Source organism: Pseudomonas sp. AC136 (genome assembly GCF_979258585.1).
Genome location: NZ_OZ409865.1, coordinates 2,744,727 through 2,770,022, shown reverse-complemented (window position 1 = coordinate 2,770,022; position 25,296 = coordinate 2,744,727). Strand labels below are relative to the sequence as shown.

Genomic DNA, 25,296 nt, shown 5'->3' with positions numbered 1-25,296 from the left:
TACATTTTTTGTGCTATATTCCGCGCCCGCGATTTTCCATGCAACTGCCATACGGTTCCCCCATGCAAGCAGCCAAGCCGCTATTCGATTATCCAAAGTACTGGGCCGAGTGTTTCGGGCCTGCGCCTTTCCTGCCGATGAGCCGGGAAGAGATGGATCAGCTTGGCTGGGATTCCTGCGACATCATCATCGTCACCGGTGATGCGTATGTGGATCATCCTTCGTTTGGCATGGCGATCATCGGCCGGCTGCTCGAAGCGCAAGGCTTTCGCGTGGGCATCATTGCGCAGCCCAACTGGCAGTCCAAAGACGACTTTATGAAGCTCGGCGAGCCGAACCTGTTCTTCGGCGTCGCGGCCGGCAACATGGATTCGATGATCAACCGCTACACCGCCGACAAGAAAATTCGCTCCGACGACGCCTACACGCCTGGCGGTCTGGCCGGCAAACGCCCAGACCGCGCCAGCCTGGTGTACAGCCAGCGTTGCAAAGAAGCCTACAAAAACGTGCCCATCGTGCTCGGCGGCATTGAAGCCTCGCTGCGCCGTATCGCGCATTACGACTACTGGCAAGACCGCGTGCGCAACTCGATTCTGATCGACGCCAGCGCCGACATTCTTCTGTACGGCAACGCCGAGCGCGCCATCGTCGAAGTGGCCCAGCGCCTGTCGTACGGGCAGAAAATCGAAGACATCACCGATGTGCGCGGCACCGCGTTTATCCGCCGCGACACGCCGCAGGGCTGGTACGAAGTCGATTCCACGCGCATCGACCGTCCGGGCAAGGTCGACAAGATCATCAACCCGTACGTGAACACCCAAGACACCCAGGCCTGCGCCATCGAGCAGGAAAAGGGCCCGGTTGAAGACCCGGAAGAAGCCAAAGTCGTGCAGATTCTGGCCAGCCCGCGCATGACCCGCGACAAAACCGTGATCCGCCTGCCGTCCATGGAAAAGGTGCGCAACGACCCGGTTCTGTACGCCCACGCCAACCGCGTGCTGCACCTGGAAACCAACCCGGGTAACGCCCGCGCATTGGTGCAGAAGCATGGCGAAGTGGATGTGTGGTTCAACCCGCCACCCATTCCCATGACCACCGAGGAAATGGACTACGTGTTTGGCATGCCGTACCAGCGTGTGCCGCACCCGGCCTATGGCAAAGAGAAAATTCCCGCCTACGACATGATCCGTTTCTCGGTAAACATCATGCGTGGCTGCTTTGGTGGCTGCACCTTCTGCTCCATTACCGAGCACGAAGGCCGCATCATCCAGAACCGCTCGGAAGAGTCGATCATTCGCGAGATCGAAGAAATCCGCGACAAAGTGCCAGGCTTCACCGGCGTGATTTCCGACCTCGGCGGGCCGACCGCCAACATGTACCGCATCGCCTGCAAGAGCCCGGAAATCGAATCCGCGTGCCGCAAGCCGTCGTGCGTGTTCCCCGGCATTTGCCCGAACCTGAACACCGACCACTCCAGCCTGATTCAGCTATACCGCAGCGCCCGCGCGTTGCCCGGCGTGAAGAAAATTCTGATCGCCTCCGGCCTGCGTTACGACCTGGCCGTGGAATCGCCTGAATACGTGAAAGAACTGGTCACGCACCACGTCGGCGGCTACCTGAAAATTGCCCCGGAACACACCGAGGAAGGCCCGCTGAATCAGATGATGAAGCCGGGCATTGGCTCGTATGACAAGTTCAAGCGCATGTTCGAGAAGTACTCGAAAGAGGCGGGCAAAGAGCAGTACCTGATCCCGTACTTCATCGCCGCGCACCCGGGCACTACCGACGAAGACATGATGAACCTGGCCCTGTGGCTCAAAGGCAACGGCTTCCGTGCCGACCAGGTGCAAGCGTTCTATCCATCGCCCATGGCCACCGCCACGGCGATGTACCACTCGGGCAAAAACCCGCTGCGCAAAGTCACGTACAAGAGCGACGGCGTGACCATCGTTAAAAGCGAAGACCAACGCCGCCTGCACAAAGCCTTCCTGCGCTACCACGACCCCAAGGGTTGGCCGATGTTGCGTGAAGCGCTGCTGCGCATGGGCCGTGGCGACTTGATTGGGCCGGGCAAGAACCAGCTCATTCCGTTGCACCAGCCGGCTACCGACAGCTACCAGAGCGCACGCCGGAAAAATTCAACGCCCGCCGGCAGCCATAAAGTGGCCAAGGAAACCAAAATCCTCACCCAGCACACCGGCCTGCCCCCGCGCGCCAGCGACGGCGGTAATCCGTGGGACAAACGCGAGCAAGCCAAAGCGGCCGCGTTCGCCAAGAGCAAGGAAGACGCTAAAGCCCGTCACGACGCGGCCAAAGGCGGCAAGGGCAAGGGCGGCAAAGGCGGTAAGAAGCCGGCGCGTCAGCCTGTATTTCCTCGTTAAGGTCTTTGTATGAACGAGAACGCCAACCTTCGGGTTGGCGTTTTTGTTTTTGTCGTTCGCTGACAGTCAAAGGCCCCTCACCCCAGCCCTCTCCCGCAAGCGGGAGAGGGAGCCGACCGCGTGTTTCGAAACCTCCCCGATCCATTCCCCTCTCCCGCTTGCGGGAGAGGGGATAGGGGGGAGGGGCTTTTGACTGGATTTTGATCGTAGCGCCCGGCTTCCCTGCGTTCGGCTGAACATTCTGGATCCCCGCGTTCGCGAGGATGACGGTGTGATTGGCCATAGAGTTGTGATCCTGAACGGTCCGCGCCCGCCACAATGAAGACCTCGGTAGCCACCTCGACATCCCCTGCGCCCCGTTAACGTGCGATCCTCTGCCCCACGCATCGCCACTGGCGCGATTTTGGTGCCGGGGTGCAGGGACGGGTAGCGAAACCACCGGCTCCGCCCCGGCTGGCATAAGTCTTGCGCGGCTCACTGCCCGCCAAGGCTCGCAGGAGGCACGCCGTGTCGATTCATGTCGCATTGCACCACGTTACCCACTACCGCTATGACCGTGCGGTAGACCTTGGCCCGCAAATCGTGCGTTTGCGCCCGGCGGCCCATAGCCGTACGCGCGTGCTCTCGTACGCGCTGAAAGTGCTGCCCGAAAAGCACTTCATCAATTGGCAACAAGACCCTCAGGGCAATTACCTGGCGCGCCTGGTGTTCCCGGAGAAAACCACCGAGCTGCGCATCGAGGTCGATCTGGTCGCCGAAATGGCGGTGTTCAACCCCTTCGATTTCTTCCTCGAGCCCTACGCCGAAAAAATCCCGTTCACCTATTCGGCCGATGAAAAGCGCGAGCTGACGCCGTACCTGGCGACCCTCGACCCCACGACAAAATTCGACGCCTACGTCGCCAGCATTGAGCGCAAGCCGCTGCCGACCATCGACTTCCTCGTCGCCCTGAACCAGCGCCTGAGCCAGGACATCAGCTACCTGATCCGCATGGAGCCGGGCGTACAAACGCCCGAGCAAACCCTGGTCAACGCTTCCGGCTCGTGCCGCGATTCGGCCTGGTTGCTGGTGCAGATTCTGCGCAGCCTGGGCCTGGCGGCGCGCTTTGTTTCCGGCTACCTGATTCAACTCACCGCCGACGTCAAAGCCCTCGACGGCCCCAGCGGCACCACCGTGGACTTCACCGATCTGCATGCCTGGTGCGAGGTGTATTTGCCCGGCGCCGGTTGGGTGGGGCTCGACCCAACATCCGGCCTGTTTGCCGGCGAGGGCCATATTCCGTTGGCGTGCAGCCCGGAGCCTTCCTCCGCGGCGCCCATCAGCGGCGTGGTGGAGCCGTGCGAAGCGGAGTTCACCCACGAGATGTCGGTGGAGCGCATCTGGGAAGCGCCGCGCGTGACCAAACCGTACACCGAGGAGCAATGGCTGGAGATCGAGCGCCTCGGCCGGCAGATTGATCACGACCTGCTCGAAGGCGACGTGCGCCTGACCATGGGCGGCGAGCCGACGTTTGTGTCCATCGACGACCCCGACGGCCCCGAGTGGAACACCGACGCCCTGGGCGATAACAAACGCAAACTCTCCGCCGAGCTGTACCAGCGCATGCGCAAGCGCTACGCGCCCAAGGGCCTGGTGCATTTCGGCCAGGGCAAGTGGTACCCGGGCGAGCAACTGCCGCGCTGGTCGCTGAACTGTTTCTGGCGCCACGACGGCGAGCCGATCTGGCACAACCCGGCGCTGGTTGCCGATGAAACCCAGAACTACGAAGCCGATGGCGCGCTCGCCGGGCGCTTCCTCGCCAGCGTTGCCGAGCGCCTGCAACTGCCCGGCGAGTTCGTGTTTCCGGCCTACGAAGACAATTTCTATTACCTCTGGCGCGAAGGCGCGCTGCCCAAGAACGTCAGCGCCGAAGATTCGCGCCTGAGCGATGAAATGGAGCGCGCGCGGCTGCGCAAAGTCTTCGCCCAGGGCCTGGATAAAGTCGTCGGCCAAGTGCTGCCGTTGGCGCGCACCGCAGATGGCAATGCCTGGCAAAGCGGGAGCTGGTATTTGCGCGACGAGCATTGCCGACTTGTGCCGGGCGACTCGGCCATGGGCTATCGCTTGCCGCTGGCGTCGCAGCCGTGGGTGAAGGCGGCGGAATTTCCGTTTGTGCATCTGCCGGACCCGAATCAGACCTTCGCCGAGTTGCCCTCCAGCGATGCCCTGCGCGTATTGCCGGCTGAGCGCGGTGAAGCACCGGCCAAGGCCGAACAAGGCGAGCCGAAGATCGACGAGTCGGCCCATTGGCTGACTCGTACCGCCTTGTGCGCCGAAGCGCGCGACGGGCGTTTGTACCTGTTTATGCCGCCGCTCGCCGCGCTTGAGGATTACCTGACGTTGGTCAACGTCATCGAGGCCTGCGCCGAAGAGCTGCATTGCCCGGTGCTGCTCGAAGGCTACGAGCCGCCGAGCGATCCGCGTTTGGGCAACTTCCGCGTCACGCCCGACCCCGGCGTGATTGAAGTGAATGTGCAGCCCTCGTCCAGCTGGGAGCAGTTGGTGGAGCGCACGGAGTTTCTCTACGAAGAAGCGCGGCAAACCCGGCTGACCACTGAGAAATTCATGATCGACGGCCGCCACACCGGCACCGGCGGCGGGAACCACTTTGTGCTCGGTGGCGCCACGCCGGCCGACTCGCCGTTTCTGCGCCGCCCCGATTTGCTGCGCAGCCTGATCAGCTATTGGCACAATCACCCGTCGCTGTCGTACCTGTTCTCCGGGCTGTTTATCGGTCCGACGTCCCAGGCGCCGCGCATCGACGAAGCGCGCAACGACTCGCTCTACGAACTGGAAATCGCCTTCTCGCAAATGCCGGCACCGGGCGAAGAATGCCCGCCGTGGATTGTCGACCGCCTGCTGCGCAACCTGCTGATTGACGTGACCGGCAACACCCACCGCGCCGAGTTCTGCATCGACAAACTCTATTCGCCCGACAGCGCCAGCGGCCGCCTCGGTTTGCTGGAGCTGCGCGGTTTCGAAATGCCGCCCCATGCGCGCATGAGCCTGACCCAGCAGCTGTTGCTGCGAGCGCTGGTGGCGCGTTTCTGGCGCGAGCCTTACGCGCCGCCAAAACTGGCGCGCTGGGGCACGGAGCTGCACGACCGCTTCCTGCTACCGCATTTTATCCAGCAAGATTTCGCCGACGTGATCGTCGACCTGAACAACGCCGGCTATCCGCTGCGCGCTGAGTGGTTCGACGCGCATCTGGAGTTTCGCTTCCCGAAAATCGGTGATTACGCCGTGGCCGGTATCGAGCTGGAACTGCGGCAGGCGCTGGAGCCGTGGCATGTGCTGGGCGAGGAGGGCGGTGGCGGCGGCACGGTGCGTTATGTCGATTCCTCGCTGGAGCGCGTGCAGGTGAAAATCAACGGCCTGCCGCCGCAGCGCTACTTGCTCACCTGCAATGGCGCGGCGGTGCCGTTGCAACCGACCGGGCGAGTGGGCGAGTTCGTTGCCGGCGTGCGCTTTCGCGCCTGGCAGCCATACAACGCGTTGCAGCCGACCATTGGCGTGCACGCGCCGTTGGTGTTCGATTTGCTGGATACCTGGATGCAGCGCTCGCTGGGCGGTTGTCAGTATCATGTCGCCCACCCCGGCGGGCGCAATTACGAGACCCTGCCGGTGAACGCCAACGAAGCGGAAAGCCGGCGCATGGCGCGTTTTTTCCGCCTTGGGCATAACCCCGGGCAGTTGTCGGTGCCGACGTTGCAGATCAACGATGAGCTGCCGATGACCTTGGACCTGCGCCTGCATCGACGCTGACCGGTTTGCCCACGGCAAGCGCCGCCCAGAGCAGGTGGCGCGCCATGGGTGATATTGCCGGGCTGCGCTACGCTTTTGAGCGGTACTTTCTGATTTCCTGTCGTCTGCCGAGCGTTACATGCCTGACCTGCTAGACCTGTACCGGCTGACACCGGGTAGCTACCACGAGATGCTCGACAGCGAGGGCAACCTGCGCGCGCATTGGCGGCGGCTGTTCGACCAATTGCAGCGCAGCAGCGTGCTGCAACTGGCCCAGCGCCAGGCGTTGCTGACGCGACAAATTCAGGAAAACGGCGTGACCTATAACGTCTACGCCGACCCCAAAGGCGCCGACCGACCGTGGGAATTGGACCTGCTGCCCCATCTTCTGCCCGCTGATGAATGGCAGAAAATCGCCGCCGGCATCGCCCAGCGCGCCAAGCTGCTCAACAGCGTATTGGCCGATTTGTACGGTCCGCAAACCCTGATCGCCAAAGGCTTGCTGCCGGCGGAATTGATCTTCGGCCACAACAATTTTCTCTGGCCGTGCCAAGGCGTCGAACCGCCGGATGGCACGTATTTGCATGTGTACGCGGTGGACTTGGCGCGCACGCCCGATGGCCGCTGGTGGGTCACGGCCGACCGCACCCAGGCGCCGTCGGGTGCCGGTTATGCGCTGGAAAATCGGCAGATTGTTTCCCGCGCATTTCCCGAGTTGTACCGCGACTTACAAATTCAGCACCTCAACGCCTTTTTCCGCACCTTGCAGGAAACCCTGGCTCGCCAGGCGCCCACCGACGGCGAAGTGCCGCTGGTGGTGCTGCTGACGCCGGGGCGCTTTAACGAAAGCTATTTCGAACATTTGTACCTGGCGCGCCAGCTCGGTTATCCGCTGGTGGAAGGCGGCGACCTGACCGTTCGTGACGCCACCGTGTACCTGAAAACCCTCAGCGGCTTGCGCCGCGTGCACGCCATCATGCGCCGCCTCGACGACGACTTCTGCGACCCGCTGGAGCTGCGCACCGACTCCGCCCTCGGCGTGCCGGGGCTGCTCGAAGCCGTGCGCCAAGGCCGCGTGCTCGTGGCCAACGCCCTGGGCAGCGGCGTGTTGGAATCGCCGGGTTTGCTCGGCTTTCTGCCGCAGATCAATCAGCACTTGTTCGGCGAAGATTTGCTCTTGCCCTCGATTGCCACCTGGTGGTGCGGCGAAGAGCCGGTTCTGGAGCAGGCGCTGGAGAAACTGCCGGGGCTGCTGATCAAACCCGCCTTCCCGTCGCAAAGTTTCACCCCGGTGTTTGGTCGCGACCTCAGCCAAGCGCAGCGCGACGCCCTGGCCAAACGCATTCGTAAACGCCCCTACGCCTATGTGGCGCAGGAACTGGCGCAGCTGTCGCAGGCGCCGGTGTGGCAGCCGGAGAACGGGCAGTTGCAGCCGCGCGCCATCGGCATGCGCGTGTACGCCGTGGCCGATGCCGACGGTTATCGCATTCTGCCCGGCGGCCTGACGCGGGTGGCCACCGAGGCCGACGCCGACGTGGTGTCGATGCAGCGCGGCGGTGCCAGCAAAGACACCTGGGTGCTGGGCGAGCCGGCGCCGGGCGGGGAAACCAAGCCCAATCCAAAGAATCTCGGCGGCCTCGGCCTGGTGCGGCGCGACCCGTATCTGCCCTCGCGCATCGTCGAAAACCTGTTCTGGTTTGGCCGCTACTGCGAGCGCTGCGACGACAGCGCGCGGCTGCTGCGCATCATGCTGGCGCGCTATGTCGAGGGCGACGATCCGCTGGCGCTGCAAGCGGCTGTGGAATTGGCCGAAAGCCTGAAACTGCTGCCCGAAGCCGGCGACCTGCACGACCGCTTGCTGGTCGCTTTGATGGGCCCGGACTGGCCCGCCAGCCTGCGCGCCAACCTGCTGCGCTTGCAGTGGGCGGCCTCGCAAGTGCGCGGCAAGCTTTCGCGAGAGAACTGGCAAGCGCTGGTGCAGTTGCAACACGACGCGCAGACTCTCGACAGCGAAAAACCCGACTTCGGCGAGCTGCTGGATTTTCTCAACCGCTTGGTGATGTCGCTCGCCGCGCTCTCCGGCTTTGCCCTGGACGACATGACCCGCGACGAAGGCTGGCGCTTTCTCATGGTGGGCCGGCAAATCGAGCGCCTGCAATTTCTCAGCAGCAGCCTGGCCGAGTTTCTTCATGGCGTAGCGGTGTTCGATCAGGTCGGCCTGGAATGGCTGCTGGAGCTGGGCAACAGCAGCATCACGTACCGGTCGCGCTACATGGCGGTGCCGCAGTTAATTCCCGTGCTGGACTTGCTGCTGCTCGACGAACAAAACCCCCACGCCGTGCTGTTCCAACTGCGCCTGGCCGTGCGCTCGCTGAGTCGCCTTAACGAAGATTTCGCCGCGCCGCGCGAAGTCGGGCTGTCGCTGTTGGCTGAGCGCCTGGCGGCATTCGACCTCGGCAGCCTGGAAAACCAGTTGTTTGGCGTGACCAGTCTGCGGGCGGTGCTGGACGGTTTGGTGGTGCTGCTCAAGCAGGTATCAGAAGCGGCCGGCCACGCATCGGACCGCCTGGCGCTGCGCCATTTCGCCCATGTCGATGACGTCAGCAAGCAAACGGTGTCGGTGTAATGAGCGCGCGCTACCAGATTCTTCACGACACCCATTACCGCTACGACAGCCCGGTGTCGCTGGCCCAACAACTGGCGCATTTGTGGCCGCGCCCTAGCCCCTGGCAGATTTGCGTGGAGCAAGAGCTGCACATCAACCCGGAGCCCACCAGCCGCCGCGATGAGCAGGATGTATTCGGCAACCCGGTCACCCGCCTGGCCTTCGAACGGCCCCACGACGAGTTGGAAGTGAACGCCCGCCTGGTGGTGGAACTGCGCGAACAACCGGCGCTGGATTTTCGCCTATCGCCCGCCTGGGACCACACCCGCAGCGTGCTCACCTACAACGGCAAACCCAAGCCCGACGCGGTGCTCGACGCCTGCCGCTTCTGCTTCGAGTCGCCCTATGTGCGCTTGAAAAAAGCCTTCTCCGACTACGCCGACAGCTGCTTTCCGCCCAGCCGCCCGCTGCTTTTGGGGGTGCAGGCGCTGATGGAAAAAATCTTCCGCGAGTTCACCTTTGACGCCGAAGCCACCCAGGTGGCGACGCCGCTGGTGGAAGTGCTGGAGCGGCGCCGTGGCGTGTGCCAAGACTTCGCCCACCTGATGCTCGCCTGCTTGCGCTCGCGCGGCCTGGCGGCGCGTTACGTCAGTGGCTACCTGCTCACCCAGCCACCGCCCGGCCAACCTCGCCTGATCGGCGCCGACGCCTCCCATGCGTGGGTATCGGTGTACTGCCCGACGCTCGGCTGGGTCGACTTCGACCCCACCAACAACGTGCGCCCGGCACTGGAACACATCAGCCTCGCCCGAGGCCGCGACTTCTCCGACGTCTCACCGCTGCGTGGCGTGATTTTGGGTGGCGGAAGCCATGATCCGGATGTGCAGGTGACGGTGATTCCGCTGTAGGGCCCATCGCAGGTTCTGGATGCTTTTTGTAGGAGAGGCTTTAGCCTCGATGCTCTTGATGGTTGAAGAGCATCGAGGCTAAAGCCTCTCCTACAGGTGGTTGTGTTCTTCCCTTCGCGTACACCCGCGCGAGCCCCGAGCCGCTGTCGGCCGCCCGGCCTGACTCACTCTCCCATCACCCACCGTCATTCCCGCGCATGCCGCCCGGGCTGACTCATATTTCCCTCCACCCACCGTCATTCCCGCGCACGCGGGAATCCAGAGTTTCGAGCCGAGCGGCGTTGCCTGGACAATCACCGCGCCTGGATCCCCGCGTGCGCGAGGATGACGGGTGTTTGGTTCAAGTCATTTGATCAAGTCAGGCCTTTCCGAAGGTGACGTAGCCCTTGGTTTTTATTTTATGTGGAACTATAGTGCCAACTCTGTAGGAAACAAAAACTCACAAAAAGCCTAGCGGAGCCCGCCATGCGTATCGCCACCTTGTCTGTACTAGCCGTTTCCGTGTTGCTGGCCGCGTGCGGCGAGCCGGAGAAACCGGCGGTGACCCACGTTGATTTCCAGAAAGAACTGCAGGCCAAGCTGATCAAGGCCAAGGCCGGCGACGTTATCGACATTCCCGCCGGCACCTATCAGCTCGATCGCAGCCTGAGCCTCAAGGCCAGTGGCGTGACCATCAAAGGCGCGGGCATGGATAAAACCGTGCTCAGTTTCAAAGGCCAGAAAAGCGGCGCCGAAGGGCTGCTGGTGGATGCCTCCGATTTCACCATCGAAGACTTGGCTTTCGAAGACACCAAAGGCGATTCGCTGAAAGTCGTCGGCGGCAAGAACATCATCATCCGCCGCGTGCGCACCGAATGGACGGGCGGCCCGGCGACCGAGAACGGCGCCTATGGCATCTACCCCGTGCAAACCGAAAACGTGCTGGTTGATGGCGTGGTGGCCATCGGTGCATCGGATGCCGGCATTTACGTCGGCCAGTCGCGCAATGTGGTGGTGCGCAACAGCCGGGCGGAGAAGAACGTGGCCGGCATCGAAATCGAAAACACCATTGGCGCCGACGTCTACGACAACGTCGCCACCGGCAACACCGGCGGCATTCTGGTGTTCAACATGCCCAACTTGCAGCAGGCCGGGCGCGCCACCCGGGTGTACAAAAACAAGGTGCAGGGCAATAACCACGACAACTTCGGCCACAAGGGCACACCCGTGGCCAGCGTGCCGGCAGGCTCGGGCGTGGTGATCAATTCCAACGATCAGGTGGAAATTTTCGACAACGATATCGGCGAGCACAAAACCGCCAACCTGATCGTCAGCAGCTACTTCAGCACTGGCTACACCGACCTCTCCACCGCCGAAGGCTTCGACCCGTATCCGGAAAGTATCTACATCTACGGCAACCGCTTTGGCCCAGGCGGCGACAGCCCCGACAACCTCGAACTCAAAGCTCTGCGCATCAGCCAGTTCGGCCTCAGCGGGCGTCTGCCGGACATTCTCTGGGACGGCTACGTGAACGTCGACAAAGTCAAAAACGGCAAGCTGCCGCCTGACTTGGCAATTTGCGTGGATAACGGCGCCGCGCAGATGCTCAACGTCGACGCCCCCAACGGCTACAAAAACATCAGCTCCGACATGAGCAGCCACACCTGCAGTCTGCCGAAACTGCCGGCCATCGAACTGGCCTCGGCCAAAGCGGGGCAGGGTGCATGAAGGCATGGTTTGTGTTGGCGGGCGCGCTGCTGTTGGCGGCGTGCTCCAAGCAGTCGGCACCGTTGTACTTGCCCGAAGGCGAGAACTACCCGCAAACCCTGAGTGAGTGGGGCATTTTGAAACTCGGCGACGGACATTTGCAGCCGGTCGCTGAGGTGACGCCGTATGACCTGAATACGCCGCTGTTCACCGACTACGCCCACAAGATGCGCACCGTGTGGATGCCCAAGGGCGAAGCGGCGGCGTATGGCGAGGAGCATTTCGACTTCCCTGTCGGCACCGTGCTGAGCAAAACCTTCTACTACCCTAAGGATGAACAAGGCCGCCTGCGCCGCAACAACCAGGACGACCGCGACCCCAGCACCGGCCTGAGCCTGGCCCGCGTGCACTTGGTGGAAACGCGCATTCTGCTCAAGCAAAAAAGCGGCTGGGTGGCGCTGCCTTATGTCTGGGATGAAAAACAACAGGAGGCGCACCTGGAACTGGCCGGCGACAGCCAAAGCCTGAGCCTGCTCGACGACGCCGGGCAAACCCTGGCCGTGGGCTACGAAGTGCCAGACGCCAACCAGTGTGCCGGCTGCCATGAGGAAAGCCATGGCCAGGGCATCAATCCGCTGGGGCCCAAAGCGCGTCACCTGAACAAGGCCGTGACGTACGTCGACGGCACCGCTAACCAATTGCAGCACTGGCAGCAACAGGGCCTGCTCAGCGGCTTGCCGGCCGAACTGGCGGCCGTGCCGCAGAACGCGCTGTGGGGCCAGCCGCGCGCGGGGGAAACCCTGGAGAAACAAACGCGCAGCTACCTCGACGCCAACTGCGCCCACTGCCACAACCCGAAAGGGCCGGCGCGTACATCGGGGTTGATGCTCAATCTGGCGACGGCCACGGGCATTCACAGCGGTATCTGCAAGCAGCCGGTGGCAGCGGGGAAAGGCTCGGGGAATCGCTTGGTGGATATTCATCCGGGCCAGCCGGATGAATCGGTGCTGATCTATCGCGTCGACAGCACCGACCCCAGCGTGATGATGCCCGAGCTGGGGCGCTCAGTGGTTCATCGCGAAGGGGTGGAGATGCTCACGCGCTGGATCGCCAGCCTGGGCGGCGGTTGCTGACCCGCGCGTGTGGGCGGACTACTCGCTGGGTTTGTCGTCGACGGCGTCGGTGTCTGGCTCAGCGCTTTCTTCTGGTTGCTCGGCTTGGCCGTGGGCCAGTTTGCGCTGGCGCTTCTCTTCTTTCTTCTGTTCTTTGGCAAGGTCGCGCTGTTGCTTGGCGAAGTTGTAATTGGGTTTGGCCATAAAGTCCTCTGCTGGTGTCGGTGCGCATTGCCTTTGAGTAAAGCCCACGCGCAGTGATTTGCGCAGTGGGCCAGGCAGTTGGCTGAAGGTGTCAGGTGGGCGTGCGGTCTACCCATTTGGGCGCGACCGAAGGTTTCCAATCCGCCATGGCGGCAATCAGGTCGGTGGGTGACTCGTTGATTTGCAGCATCTCCCGGTGCGGCGCGCGCACGAAGCGTTCGGCCACCAAGTGATCGAGAAAGTCGTTGAGCTTGGCATAGAAGCCGTTCACTTCCAGCAGGCCCAACGGCTTGCTGTGGTAGCCGAGTTGGCCCCAGGTCCAGACTTCAAATAATTCTTCCAGCGTACCCAGGCCGCCGGGCAGGGCGATAAAACCGTCGCTCAGTTCGGCCATTCGCGCTTTGCGTGCGTGCATGCCGTCCACCACTTCCAGGCGAGTCAGGCCCGTGTGGCCGATCTCGGCGTCTTTCAGCGATTGCGGAATGATGCCGACCACTTCGCCGCCGGCCGCAAGTGCCGCGTCAGCGACCGTACCCATCAAGCCGACCTTACCGCCGCCGTACACCAGGCGGATGTTTTGCTCGGCCAAGGCACGGCCCAGATTCACCGCCGCTTCGGTATAAACCGGGTTGGCCCCCGGGCTGGCACCACAGAACACACACAGCGAACGCAACGACATAAGCCACTCCACAGACAAAAATGCGTCCACAGGGTAGCCGCTGACGGCGCGCTCACCAAGGTTTAAACGTGGCGCAGTTCATCGGCGCACGTACCGCTGGCGCCACAGGCGTAGGCAGCGAGCAGGCTGCGGATCAGGTCGTTGAATGTCATGGCAAGCGCCTCGTCGAATGAGCGCTTAGGCTACGTAACGCCGAGCGTTTGAGCCGTTTAATTGTTTCGATGAGCGCCATAGCACCTTGGCCGTGCGGCTTTTTGCCTCGCGTTTGCTTGAACTCGACTGTGTTATCAACCGTCTGTTTAAACACGTAGTACTTGTTCGTCACTGTAAAACCGGGCGCATTGCCCACCCTGCCAAGGAGTTCACCATGCTTCGCAAGCTCGCACTCGCTTCCGTACTTTCGCTGGCCAGCCTTCAGGCATTCGCCGCCGATTGCTCCGTCACCGTCGACTCCACTGACCAGATGAGCTACGACACCAAAGAAATCAAAATCAGCAAAAGCTGCAAAACCTTCACCGTGAACCTGACCCACAGCGGTTCGCTGCCTAAAAACGTCATGGGCCATAACCTGGTCATCGCCAAAACCGCCGACATGGCTGGCGTAACCGGCGACGGCATGGGCGCAGGCATCGACGCCAACTACCTGAAAGCCGGCGATGACCGCGTAATTGCCCACACCAAAATCATTGGTGCTGGTGAGAAAGACTCGGTGAGTTTTGACGTGAGCAAGCTGAAAGCGGGCGACGATTATTCGTTCTTCTGCTCGTTCCCGGGCCACTCTTCGATGATGAAAGGCTCGGTTTCTTTGGTTGACTGAGGACGGCTTTCTGGTCGTCGGCCATACGGCGTTGAAGGCTTAGCGCCGTTTTTTTGTGGGAGCGGCTTTAGCCGCGATGCTCTTAGCCTCAAGAGCATCGCGGCTGAAGCCGCTCCCACAGTACTTTGTGATTCTTCCCGTCCCGTACGCTGCGCTTCAAAGCGCACAGACATTCTGTAGGAGCGGCTTTAGCCGCGATGGTCTTAGCTTCAAGAGCATCGCGGCTAAAGCCGCTCCTACAAAAAAAACGCAGCTGCTCGTCGCTACCGCGAATCGGTCATTTTGAAAATGCCCTGGGCATTGCTGCTGTCGAAGTGCAGGTCCAACTCGCCCGTCTCTTCATCCACTTCCCGCTGAATAAATTCCACAAACGAACCCGGTACGGTGCGCTGCACGGTGTGGCCGTGGGCGTCGATAACGTCGCGCTGTACTTGCACGGCTTTGTAGGCGGTTTGCATGACGCGGCGTGAGCTGGAGGTTTCGATGCTGTCTTTCATCGGTCGCTGCAAGGTGCGCTGGTGGTCGACCACCGCTTGCAGGTCGCTTACGCGGTCGGTGAGGTGGTTGAAGCGATTGCCCTCGGTGGCGATCCAGGCCATTTCCGCGCTTTCGCTGAGCAGGGCCTGATAGTCACTTTCCTGAACCGTCGCGTGCTGGCAGTCGAAGGCCTGGTACAGCGCGGGCAGCAAGTGCAGGGCGGCGGCCATGGTGCAATGGCGGGTTTGGCGCAAGGTGCGCAGCGTGGCCAGATGCTCGGCGGTCAGTGGGTCGCGGCTGGTTTCGCAGACGCGAGTGACGGCCTGCTGAAAAGCTTCGCTGAAGCGACCGGGGTGCAGTTCCGAGACAAAGAACTGGGCGATGTCGGCGGGCAAGTCCATCTGCCGGTAGGCGTAGCCGGTCATTTTCAGTTTGGTCAGGGGATACGTGCGCACGTCGGTAAAGCCCAGCGGTTCCAGCAAGCGCGTGAAGGCGTGACGGCCACGGGGCAGGGCGCCGTTCTCGGGCCAGTCGACGGTGCGGATGGCGCCGTGGTCGAACACCACCTGGCGGCCGTCCTGGCGCTGTTCTTCCACGTACAGTCGGCCGTTGGGCACCGCTTCCACCAGTTTGTGGAACAGGCTCAGGTTCAGCGCTTCCGCCAGCCACACGCGGTGCAGCTGTTGCTCGGTGTTGGCGAAGCCGGCCAAGCCTTCGGGAATGGCGACATGGGCAAACACCCACTCGGCGGCGGCCTCGCCGAGGGTGGCAGCGACAAGCTGGAACAAGTGGGCATCACGGGACATGGCGGCGGCTCTTGGGCAATTACGTGTGGCTATCAAACCTGTCGCCACCGCGAGCGACAAGCGAAAAAAACTGCCGGGTTCATTCCATAAATTCGTATTGGCGGCCTAGTCGATCTGCTCGTGAATCCAGCGCACGAAGTCGCGCACCTTTGGCACTTCGGCCGCGTGTTCAGCGTAGGCCAGGTAATACGCGCTGTTGCTGGTCAGGCTGTGTTGCCACGGGATCACCAGTTTGCCTTCGGCCAGTTCTTCTTCCACCAGAAAGCGCGGCAGCAAGGCCACGCCGCAACCGACCTGCGCGGCCCGAATGCACATGTAAAAACTGTCGAAGCGCGGGCCGTGATAGCTGTGCTCGGTGTGTCGGTCCTGGCTTTGAAACCACTCGTGCCACGCTTCCGGGCGGGTGGCGTTTTGCAGCAAGACTAATTCGGTGAGTTGGGTTGGATCGGTAAACGGCTCAGCGGGCAGCACGCTCGGGGCGCAGACCGGCACCATTTCTTCGCCAAACAAACGCACGCATTCGGCGCCAGGGCGGGCGCTTTGGCCGAAGTAGAACGCCACGTCGCTAAGGCCTTGCGCCAGTTCGTCGGGCTCCAGTTCGTTGCGCACGTCCAGGTGAATATTCGGATGACGCAACCGCCAGCCTTTCAAGCGCGGCACCAGCCAGCGCGCGCCGAAGGTCGGCAGGGTGGCCACGCGCAGCACTTCGGTTTCGCCGCCATAAGAGCGCAGGTAGTGGGTCGACATTTCCACCTGCGTGAGAATTTTGCGCACCTCGGCCAGGTACAACGAGCCGGCCGGCGTCAGTTGCAAACTTCGGCGCACGCGGCGAAACAGCAAGTGCTGCACCACCTCTTCCAACTGCGCCACCTGCTTGCTCACGGCGCTTTGCGTGAGCGCCAGTTCTTCCGAGGCGCGGGTAAAACTCAGGTGCCGCGCCACCGCTTCGAAGCATTGCAGGGCGGTGAGCGAAGGCATGTGGCGCTTGAGCATGGCGGTAGTCGGTCCGGCGGCGGGCGATTGAGGGTTTGGCATTACTAAACGGAATGATGTGTGGAGTAAAGGTCGTTTGTTGCGCGCAGGCGAGCCGGCTATTACTGCTGCCATCACATTTCACCCGTTGGTTAAAAGGTGCCGAACATGGTTGCTGCATTGCTGAACAAATTGGGCGTTGCCCCGTCGCGTTATCAACAGGGCGCCCACGCGGTGCATTCGCCTATCGACGGCAGCCAGATCGGCACGGTCGAGCTACAGGATGCCGCCTCCGTGCAGGCCCAGATCGGTCAGGCCGAAGCCGCCTTTCAGGCCTGGCGCCAGGTGCCGGCACCGCGTCGCGGCGAGTTGATCCGTTTGTTCGGCGAAGCGCTGCGCGCGCACAAGGCCGAGCTCGGCGAACTGGTGTCGTGGGAAGCCGGCAAAATTACCCAGGAAGGCTTGGGTGAAGTGCAGGAAATGATCGACATCTGCGACTTCGCCGTCGGCCTGTCACGCCAGCTCTATGGCTTGACCATCGCCTCCGAGCGCCCCGGCCACCACATGCGTGAAACCTGGCACCCGCTGGGCGTGGTCGGCGTTATCAGCGCCTTCAACTTCCCGGTTGCGGTGTGGGCGTGGAACACCACGCTGGCGCTGGTGTGCGGCAACTCGGTGGTGTGGAAACCGTCGGAGAAAACCCCGCTCACCGCCCTGGCGTGCCAGGCGTTGTTCGACGGCGTGGCCAAGCAATTCAGCGATGCGCCGGCCCACCTCAGCCAAGTCATCATTGGTGCCCGCGAAGCCGGCGAAGCGCTGGTGCAGGACCGTCGTGTGGCATTGGTCAGCGCCACCGGCAGCACGCGTATGGGCCGTGAAGTGGCGCCGATTGTGGCGGCGCGTTTTGCCCGTTCGATTCTGGAATTGGGCGGCAACAACGCCATGATCCTCGCGCCCAGTGCTGACCTTGATATGGCCGTGCGCGGCATTCTGTTCAGCGCCATCGGCACCGCCGGCCAGCGCTGCACCACCTTGCGCCGCCTGATCGCCCACGAATCGGTGAAAGACGAAATTGTCGCGCGCCTGAAAACCGCCTACGCCAACGTGCGCATCGGCCACCCGCTGGAAGGCAATCTGGTCGGGCCGCTGATCGACAAGCAAAGCTTCGACGGCATGCAAGCGGCGCTGGTGCAGGCCAAACAAGAAGGCGGCACGGTGTTCGGCGGCAGCCGCCAACTCGAAGACACCTTCCCCAACGCCTACTACGTGGCCCCGGCCATTGTGGAAATGCCCGAGCAGAGCGCCGTGGTTCGCCACGAAACCTTCGCGCCCATTCTTTACGTGCTGACCTACAGCGACTTCGCCGACGCCATCCGCTTGAACAACGATGTGCCGCAAGGCTTGTCGTCGTGCATCTTCACCACCGACGTGCGCGAGGCCGAGCAATTTATGTCGGCTGTGGGCAGCGACTGCGGCATCGCCAACGTCAACATCGGCCCGAGCGGTGCGGAAATCGGCGGCGCCTTTGGCGGTGAAAAAGAAACCGGCGGCGGCCGTGAATCCGGCTCGGATGCATGGCGCGCGTATATGCGTCGGCAGACCAACACCGTTAACTATTCCCGTGAGTTGCCGCTAGCCCAGGGCATCACATTCGATTGACGAGAAAACTACTGCGCTCGGCCATGCGGCGTTAAACACAGATTCAAAAATGCTCATTGGCTACAGCCAACTCCGCTTTTTTCATCTGTGTTTGCCTTGCCTGACCTTCGCTCGCTACGTTTTCCAATGGTGTGCGGTCGGCTTTTTAGGAATCTTGCTATGCCGTTACAGCAAGCATGTTTGTGGGAACAGGTCACCACGCAGCGCCCAACAGCCGAGGCGCTGACGGGTGAGTTGAAGGTGGATGTCTGTGTGATCGGCGCCGGCTTCACCGGTTTATCCGCCGCGCTGCACCTGCTTGAGCAAGGCAAGCGCGTCGCCATCGTCGAGGCCCATGAAACCGGCCACGGCGGTTCGGGGCGCAACGTGGGGCTGGTAAATGCCGGCATGTGGATCGCGCCCGATGACGTCGAAGCCGGGCTCGGTCAGGCCGTCGGCAGCAAGCTGGTGGCGGAGATGGGGAACGCGCCGTCGCTGGTGTTTTCCCTGATCGATAAATACGCCATCGACTGCCAGGCCCAACGCCAGGGCACCTTACACATGGCCCACAACGCCAGCGGCACGGCCGATTTGCAAAGCCGCTGTGCGCAATGGGTGCGTCGCGGCGCGCCGGTGGAGATGATCACTGGCGCGGCCTGCCATGTTGCCACTGGCACCAAACGCATCGATGCGGCGTTGCTTGATCGCCGCGCCGGCACGGTCAATCCCATGGGCTATGTCAGTGGTTTGGCCCGCGCCGTGGTCGGGCTTGGCGGGCAACTGTTTCATCACTCGCCCGTTACCCGGCTGGAGCGTCAGGGCGCGGATTGGTTAGTGGCAACGGTGCAGGGCTCGGTGCTGGCTGAGAAGGTGGTGTTGGCCTCAAACGCCTACACCGAGGGCGAGTGGACGGAGCTGCGGCGAAACTTTTTCCCCGGCGGCTATTACCAAGTGGCCTCGGTGCCCCTCAGCGGTGCGGCGGCCGACAGTATTCTGCCGGGTGGCCAGGGCTCGTGGGACACCCGCCAGGTGCTCAGCAGTATTCGTCGCGACGCCGACGGCCGCCTGCTACTCGGCAGTCTCGGCAGTGCCGTGAACAAACCCATGTGGGCCGTGCGCGCCTGGGCCGACCGCATTCAACAGTTCTACTTCCCGCAGCTGGGCAAAGTGGAATGGGAATGCACCTGGACCGGCACCATCGCCTTCACCCCCGACCACCTCATGCGCCTGTTCGAGCCGGCGCCGGGGTTGGTGGCTGTTACCGGTTACAACGGTCGCGGCGTTACCACGGGAACGGCGGTTGGGCGCGCCTTTGCCAACTATTTGCTCACCGGTTCGCGTGATGCGCTGCCCATGCCGTTCCAGCCCATGGACGGCATCAGCGCGCCGGGCCTGCGCAGCGGGTTGTACGAACTCGGCTTCTCGCTGTACCACGCGGGGCAGTGTTTGCGGGTGGTGATTTAGCGGTCCCAAGTTACTGTGGGAGCGGCTTTAGCCGCGATGCTTTTGACTTGCCTTAAAAGCATCGCGGCTAAAGCCGCTCCCACAGTGTCGTGAGGCGGCCACAGGCTCCTCATCGCGCCCGACCAGTACAGCTATGTGCCTTTTTTCACCCGAAACGCGACCTGCTCCCAACATTGATGAATCGCTGCACTAGCCTGTATTGGTGCGCGTGCCCACATTTCGCGCACCACGGGTGTGCACTTCGGTGACAAGTACAGTTACGACGAGTTGCCCTGATTGGGGTGCTCGGTTGCTCTTGCCTGATCGTTAGGTTGCTCTTAATTTTTCGGAAGGGTTGCACCTTGCGCTTTTCTTGGGTTGCACCCTCCCGATGTAGGGCCTTTCGCAGCCGTTGGTAAAACCTTTCGAGTTTTTTTCGCGAATTAAAAAGTGTGTGGCACGCCGCTTGCTCTTTCCTCAGCGCCATCACATAACCCCTCAGGAGCAAAACTCCATGCCTCACAAGAAAACTTTTAAGAAAGGTATTCTGGCGTTCGCGGTAGCCAGCGCTATGAGCCTGTCTTCCGTTGCTTTTGCCGATATCGTTATCGGCGTCGCCGGTCCGATGACCGGTGGTAATGCTGCATTTGGTGAGCAACTGTGGAAGGGCGCCGAGCAGGCAGCGGCCGATATCAACGCCGCAGGCGGTATCAATGGCGAGCAAATCAAACTGGTTAAAGGCGACGACGCTTGCGAGCCGAAACAGGCCGTAGCGGTTGCCAACCGTCTGGTGGACTCGGACAAAGCAGTCGCCGTGATCGGCCACTTCTGCTCCTCGTCGACCATCCCTGCTTCCGAGGTTTATGACGAAGCCGGCATCATTTCCATTACTCCAGCGTCCACCAACCCAACGGTGACCGAGCGCGGTCTGACTGGCGAATTCCGTATCTGCGGTCGTGACGACCAGCAAGGCGTGGTGGCCGGCGACTACATCGTCGACAAACTGAAGCTGACCAAAGTCGCGATCATTCACGACAAAGACACTTACGGCCAAGGCCTGGCAGACGCTACCAAAGCTCAGCTGACCAAGCGCGGCGTGAAAGAAGTGCTGTACGAAGGCCTGACCCGTGGCGAGAAAGACTTCAACGCCCTGGTCACCAAAATCCGTTCCTCGGGCGCTGAAGTGGTGTACTTCGGTGGCCTGCACGCTGAAGCCGGTCCGCTGGTACGTCAGCTGCGTGAACAAGGTTCGACCGCACTGTTCATCTCCGGCGACGGCATCGTGACCGACGAACTCGTCACCACCGCAGGCGGTGCGCAATACACCAAAGGCGTGCTGATGACCTTCGGCGCCGACCCGCGCAACATCGCTGACGGCAAGCCGGTTATCGAAAAATTCCGCGCTGCCGGTTACGAGCCTGAGGGCTACACCCTGTATTCCTACGCTGCCATGCAGTCCATCGCTGCCGCCTTCACTGGCATCAAAGGCACCGACGGCGCCAAGGCGAGCGCCTGGCTGAAGTCCAACCCGGTGAAAACCGTTATGGGCTCCAAAGAGTGGGATAAGAAAGGCGACCTGAAAGTCTCCGACTACGTGATGTACGAGTGGGATGACAAAGGCAAATACCACCAGCAGTAAGACCGGTGGTTTGTATGAGTAATCGGACTCTGCGACTTCGCCTGACGAACCGCGACGTGCGCTTTAACCGTACAGACCACTGACTCGGCTAACCGCTCTGGTACTACAAGTACCCGGGCGGTTAGTGCTTCTGGGCACTGCTGGGTGTCTTGCAAGTGCGGCCGGTTTTGGTCGCCTTGGGCAGCAGTACCCGTCTATCACTAGAGGCGGCAGGCCGAACCCCAGGCCCTGACCCCAACAGACGAGACTGCGTCAATGGACGGTATTTTCCTGCAACAACTGATCAACGGGTTAACCCTGGGGTCGGTCTACGGACTGATTGCCATTGGTTACACCATGGTTTACGGCATCATCGGCATGATCAACTTCGCCCACGGCGACGTGTACATGGTCTCTGCCTACCTCACGGCCATTGGCCTGGCGGTGCTGACCTTTTTCGGTCTCGAATCCTTTCCGTTCCTGATCCTCGGCACACTGGTGTTCACCATCGTGGTGACCGGCGTGTACGGCTGGACCATCGAGCGTATTGCCTACAAACCGCTGCGTAACTCCACGCGGCTGGCTCCGCTGATTTCCGCCATCGGCATGTCGCTGATCCTGCAGAACTACGTGCAGGTTTCCCAAGGCGCGCGTCAGCAAGGCGTTCCGACCCTGCTGGAAGGGGTCATCAAGTTCCATGTGGGCACCGGCTACGTACAGCTGACCTACACCAAGCTGTTCATCATCGTCGTGTCGCTGGTGGGCATGGGCGTGCTGACTTACATCATTCAGAACACCAAGCTTGGCCGCATGTGCCGCGCCACCCAGCAAGACCGCAAGATGGCTTCCATCCTCGGTATCAACACCGACCGGGTGATCTCTTATGTGTTCGTGATCGGCGCTTCGATGGCGGCCCTGGCCGGCATGTTGATCACCATGAACTACGGCACCTTCGACTTCTACGCCGGCTTCATCATCGGCATCAAAGCCTTTACCGCAGCGGTACTCGGCGGCATCGGCTCGCTGCCCGGCGCCATGCTCGGTGGCCTGATTCTCGGTGTGGCTGAAGCGCAGTTCGCGGGCCTGGTGAACTCGGACTTCAAGGACGTGTTCTCGTTTTCGCTGCTGGTTCTGATCCTGATTTTTCGACCGCAAGGGCTCATGGGTAAACCCCATGTGGCGAAGGTGTAAGCCATGTCGGCAAGCAACTCTATTGATATCAAGCGCTGCCTGATCGACACCGTTCTCGCTGGCCTTATTTCCCTGATCGTGTTCGGCCCTATCGTCGGCATCGTGCTGCAGGGCTATAGCTTCGACCTGCACCCGCAGCGTCTGGCGATTCTGGTGGGCATCGTGATGGCGGGGCGTTTCTGCCTCAGCCTGTTCCTGCAAACCCCGCAGGGAAAGAAGATTGCTCACTCCATGCAGAACCGCGACAGCGGCGTGCATGTGTTGCCGGCGGGGCATAAATCGACGCTGCGCTTCGTGATTCCGGTGCTGATTCTGCTGGCGATCTGCTTCCCGTTTTTCGCCAACAAGTACCTGCTCTCGGTGGTCATCCTCGGCTTGATCTACGTGCTCTTGGGCCTGGGCCTGAACATCGTGGTTGGCCTGGCGGGCCTGCTCGATCTGGGCTTCGTTGGCTTCTACGCCATTGGCGCTTACGGCTTGGGCCTGGGCTACGAATACCTGGGGCTGGGCTTCTGGACCATGATTCCGCTGTCGATGCTGCTCGCCGCATTTGCCGGCGCGTTACTCGGCTTCCCAGTGTTACGAATGCACGGCGATTACCTCGCCATCGTGACCCTGGGGTTTGGTGAAATCATTCGTCTGGTGCTGAACAACTGGGTATCGCTCACCAATGGCCCGAACGGCATTCCGATTCCCGGCCCGACTTTGTTCGGTCTGGAATTCGGGCGCCGCGCCAAGGAAGAAGGCCATGTGCCAATCCATGAATGGCTGGGCGTGAGCTACAACCCCAACGCCGAATTGATCTTCACCTTCGTGGTGCTGTTCATCGTGGTCATGGCGGTGCTGTACGTGAAACACCGTCTGACCCACATGCCGGTCGGCCGCGCCTGGGAAGCCTTGCGCGAAGACGAAATCGCCTGCCGCGCCATGGGCCTGAACCACGTGTTGGTCAAGCTCTCGGCCTTTATGATCGGCGCCTCGATTGCCGGTTTGGCCGGGGTGTTCTTCGCCACCAAGCAAGGCTTTATCGACCCCTCGTCTTTCACCTTCTTCGAGTCGGCGTTGATCCTCGCGATCATCGTGCTCGGCGGCCTCGGCTCGACCCTGGGCGTGGTGATTGCCGCGTTTGTACTCACGGTGGCGCCTGAGCTGTTGCGCAGCTTCGCCGAGTACCGGGTATTGATGTTCGGCATCCTCATGGTGCTGATGATGATCTGGCGTCCGCGCGGCCTGGTGCGTATCAGCCGCAACGGTTACGCGATTCGTAAAGGAGTGAAGCCGTGAGCAACGACATCATTCTCTCGGTCGAGCATCTGATGATGCAGTTCGGCGGCATCAAGGCCCTGAACGATGTGAGCTTCAACGTTCAGCGCGGCTCCATTTCCGCGCTGATCGGCCCCAACGGCGCCGGCAAAACCACGGTGTTCAACTGCCTCACCGGCTTCTACAAAGCCACCGACGGCCAGATCACCCTGGATGCCCAAGCCAAGCTCACCAGCGTGGGCAAAATCATGGGCGAACCGTTCCAGGTCACTGACTTCGTGTCGCCGCCGAAATTTGCCAGCCGCCTGTTCTACAAAATGTTCGGCGGCACCCACCTGGTCAACCGCGCCGGCCTTGCCCGGACGTTCCAGAACATTCGCCTGTTCAAAGAAATGTCCGTGGTGGAAAACCTGCTGGTGGCCCAACACATGTGGGTTAACCGCAGCATGATCGCCGGCGTACTCAACACGCCTGGCTACCGCCGCGCCGAAGAAAAGGCCCTGGACACCGCGTTCTACTGGCTGGAATTGGTCGACCTGGTCGACTGCGCCAACCGCCTGGCCGGTGAGCTTTCCTACGGCCAACAGCGCCGTCTGGAAATCGCCCGCGCCATGTGCACGCGCCCGGAAATCGTCTGCCTCGACGAGCCGGCTGCCGGCCTCAACCCCGCCGAAACCGAAGCCCTGAGCGGCATCATTCGGCGCTTGCGCGAAGAGCACCAGATCACCGTTCTGCTGATCGAACACGACATGGGCATGGTTATGAGTATTTCCGATCACATCATCGTGCTCGACCACGGCGCGCTGATCGCCGAGGGCAACCCGGAAGAAATCCGCAACAACCCGAAAGTGATTGCCGCCTACCTGGGCGCCGACGAAGAGGAAGTGGCATGAGCAAGCCGATCCTCGAATTCAAAGACGTAGACGTGTTCTACGGGCCGATTCAGGCGCTGAAGAAGGTCAATCTGCACATCAACGAAGGCGAAACGGTGAGCCTGATCGGCGCCAATGGCGCGGGTAAGTCCACGCTGCTGATGTCGATCTTCGGCCAGCCGCGCGCCACCGGTGGCAGCATCGTCTATGGCGGTATCGACATCACCGACAAGTCCTCGCACTTCGTGGCGTCCAACGGCATCGCGCAATCGCCGGAAGGTCGCCGGGTGTTTCCCGACATGAGCGTGGAAGAAAACCTGCTGATGGGCACCATTCCGATTGGTGCCAAGCACGCCGACGAAGACATGCAGCGCATGTTCGACCTGTTCCCGCGTTTGCTGGAGCGGCGCAACCAGCGCGCCATGACCATGTCCGGCGGCGAGCAGCAAATGCTCGCCATCGCCCGGGCACTGATGAGTCGGCCGAAGTTGTTGTTGCTGGACGAACCGAGTCTTGGCCTGGCGCCGATTGTGGTTAAGCACATTTTCGCCACCCTCAAGGAACTGGCGAAAACCGGCATGACCATCTTTCTGGTGGAACAGAACGCCAACCACGCCCTGCGCCTCTCAGATCGCGGCTACGTGATGGTCAACGGCGAAATCCGCATGACCGGCACCGGCCAGGAACTGTTGGGTAACGAAGACGTGCGCAACGCCTACTTGGGCGGGCACTAATAGCGCGCCTCTTCTGAGGCGCTTTTTGAATCTCGATACTGCCCTTTGCAGCGTCGCCTGCATCGCGGCTAAAGCCCCTCTACAAAACTTGTAGGAGCGGCTTTAGC

Annotated in this window: 18 protein-coding genes; 14 read left to right on the top strand and 4 right to left on the bottom strand. The window is 61.7% G+C overall.

The annotated features are described in order from the left end of the window. The first annotated feature begins 62 nt into the window (after nt 1-62). The 6 genes from ACZZZU_RS12495 (at nt 63) to ACZZZU_RS12470 (ending at nt 12,496) form a co-directional block, all read left to right on the top strand. A complete protein-coding gene (locus tag ACZZZU_RS12495) occupies nt 63-2,381 on the top strand; it encodes a YgiQ family radical SAM protein (RefSeq protein WP_463550767.1) in 2,319 nt (772 codons plus the stop codon). 507 nt (nt 2,382-2,888) lie between these two features. Then, nucleotides 2,889-6,185, top strand: a complete 3,297-nt coding sequence (locus ACZZZU_RS12490; RefSeq protein WP_463550766.1) for a transglutaminase family protein — start codon at nt 2,889-2,891, stop codon at nt 6,183-6,185. Between the two features lie 118 nt (nt 6,186-6,303). Continuing rightward, nucleotides 6,304-8,790, top strand: coding sequence for a circularly permuted type 2 ATP-grasp protein (locus ACZZZU_RS12485; RefSeq protein ID WP_463550765.1), 2,487 nt, complete (start codon nt 6,304-6,306; stop codon nt 8,788-8,790). Continuing rightward, entirely contained in the window at nt 8,790-9,677 is an 888-nt protein-coding gene (locus tag ACZZZU_RS12480; RefSeq protein WP_463550764.1) for a transglutaminase family protein, read from the top strand. Before ACZZZU_RS12485 ends, ACZZZU_RS12480 begins: the two co-directional genes overlap by 1 nt. A gap of 465 nt (nt 9,678-10,142) precedes the next feature. Continuing rightward, nucleotides 10,143-11,384 carry a parallel beta-helix domain-containing protein gene (locus tag ACZZZU_RS12475; protein WP_463550763.1) on the top strand — a complete coding sequence of 414 codons (1,242 nt, stop codon included), beginning with the start codon at nt 10,143-10,145 and terminating at the stop codon, nt 11,382-11,384. Further along, on the top strand, nt 11,381-12,496 hold the full coding sequence (locus ACZZZU_RS12470; RefSeq protein WP_463384045.1) for an SO2930 family diheme c-type cytochrome: 1,116 nt from the start codon (nt 11,381-11,383) through the stop codon (nt 12,494-12,496). Before ACZZZU_RS12475 ends, ACZZZU_RS12470 begins: the two co-directional genes overlap by 4 nt. Nucleotides 12,497-12,514: 18 nt before the next feature. Here the strand turns inward: ACZZZU_RS12470 and ACZZZU_RS12465 are convergent, their stop codons facing one another. Then, a complete protein-coding gene (locus ACZZZU_RS12465) occupies nt 12,515-12,679 on the bottom strand; it encodes an MPN domain-containing protein (RefSeq protein WP_163016470.1) in 165 nt (54 codons plus the stop codon). 91 nt (nt 12,680-12,770) lie between these two features. Next, nucleotides 12,771-13,358 (bottom strand): TIGR00730 family Rossman fold protein, encoded by a 588-nt coding sequence (locus ACZZZU_RS12460; RefSeq protein WP_122491935.1) that lies wholly within the window; start codon nt 13,356-13,358, stop codon nt 12,771-12,773. A gap of 367 nt (nt 13,359-13,725) precedes the next feature. Here ACZZZU_RS12460 and azu point away from each other — a divergent pair, with 367 nt between their 5' ends. Further along, the gene (azu, locus tag ACZZZU_RS12455) at nt 13,726-14,175 is read left to right on the top strand and encodes an azurin (protein WP_122491933.1); all 450 of its coding nucleotides are present in this window, start codon (nt 13,726-13,728) and stop codon (nt 14,173-14,175) included. Between the two features lie 263 nt (nt 14,176-14,438). Here the strand turns inward: azu and ACZZZU_RS12450 are convergent, their stop codons facing one another. Continuing rightward, complete coding sequence (locus ACZZZU_RS12450; RefSeq protein ID WP_463550762.1) at nt 14,439-15,458, bottom strand: 2-oxoadipate dioxygenase/decarboxylase family protein; 1,020 nt, start codon at nt 15,456-15,458, stop codon at nt 14,439-14,441. Between the two features lie 105 nt (nt 15,459-15,563). Then, complete coding sequence (locus ACZZZU_RS12445) at nt 15,564-16,451, bottom strand: LysR family transcriptional regulator (RefSeq protein WP_463550761.1); 888 nt, start codon at nt 16,449-16,451, stop codon at nt 15,564-15,566. 147 nt (nt 16,452-16,598) lie between these two features. On the opposite strand from ACZZZU_RS12445, the gene amaB reads away from it, so the two are divergent. The 7 genes from amaB to ACZZZU_RS12410 all read left to right on the top strand — a co-directional run bounded on the left by amaB (nt 16,599) and on the right by ACZZZU_RS12410 (nt 25,189). Beyond that, nucleotides 16,599-18,089: an L-piperidine-6-carboxylate dehydrogenase gene (gene amaB, locus ACZZZU_RS12440; protein WP_463550760.1), complete on the top strand. Its 1,491-nt coding sequence runs from the start codon at nt 16,599-16,601 to the stop codon at nt 18,087-18,089. A gap of 159 nt (nt 18,090-18,248) precedes the next feature. Further along, on the top strand, nt 18,249-19,532 hold the full coding sequence (gene amaA / locus ACZZZU_RS12435; protein ID WP_463550759.1) for an L-pipecolate oxidase: 1,284 nt from the start codon (nt 18,249-18,251) through the stop codon (nt 19,530-19,532). A 493-nt stretch (nt 19,533-20,025) separates the two neighbouring features. Next, a complete protein-coding gene (locus ACZZZU_RS12430) occupies nt 20,026-21,150 on the top strand; it encodes a branched-chain amino acid ABC transporter substrate-binding protein (protein WP_122491928.1) in 1,125 nt (374 codons plus the stop codon). Between the two features lie 255 nt (nt 21,151-21,405). Further along, the gene (locus ACZZZU_RS12425) at nt 21,406-22,320 is read left to right on the top strand and encodes an ABC transporter permease subunit (protein WP_122451554.1); all 915 of its coding nucleotides are present in this window, start codon (nt 21,406-21,408) and stop codon (nt 22,318-22,320) included. A 3-nt stretch (nt 22,321-22,323) separates the two neighbouring features. Beyond that, entirely contained in the window at nt 22,324-23,604 is a 1,281-nt protein-coding gene (gene livM / locus ACZZZU_RS12420; protein WP_122491927.1) for a high-affinity branched-chain amino acid ABC transporter permease LivM, read from the top strand. Between the two features lie 32 nt (nt 23,605-23,636). Then, nucleotides 23,637-24,476, top strand: a complete 840-nt coding sequence (locus tag ACZZZU_RS12415; protein ID WP_163016485.1) for an ATP-binding cassette domain-containing protein — start codon at nt 23,637-23,639, stop codon at nt 24,474-24,476. After that, nucleotides 24,473-25,189, top strand: a complete 717-nt coding sequence (locus ACZZZU_RS12410; RefSeq protein ID WP_463550758.1) for an ABC transporter ATP-binding protein — start codon at nt 24,473-24,475, stop codon at nt 25,187-25,189. The genes ACZZZU_RS12415 and ACZZZU_RS12410 overlap by 4 nt, the downstream gene beginning before the upstream one ends. The last annotated feature ends 107 nt before the right edge of the window (nt 25,190-25,296 follow it).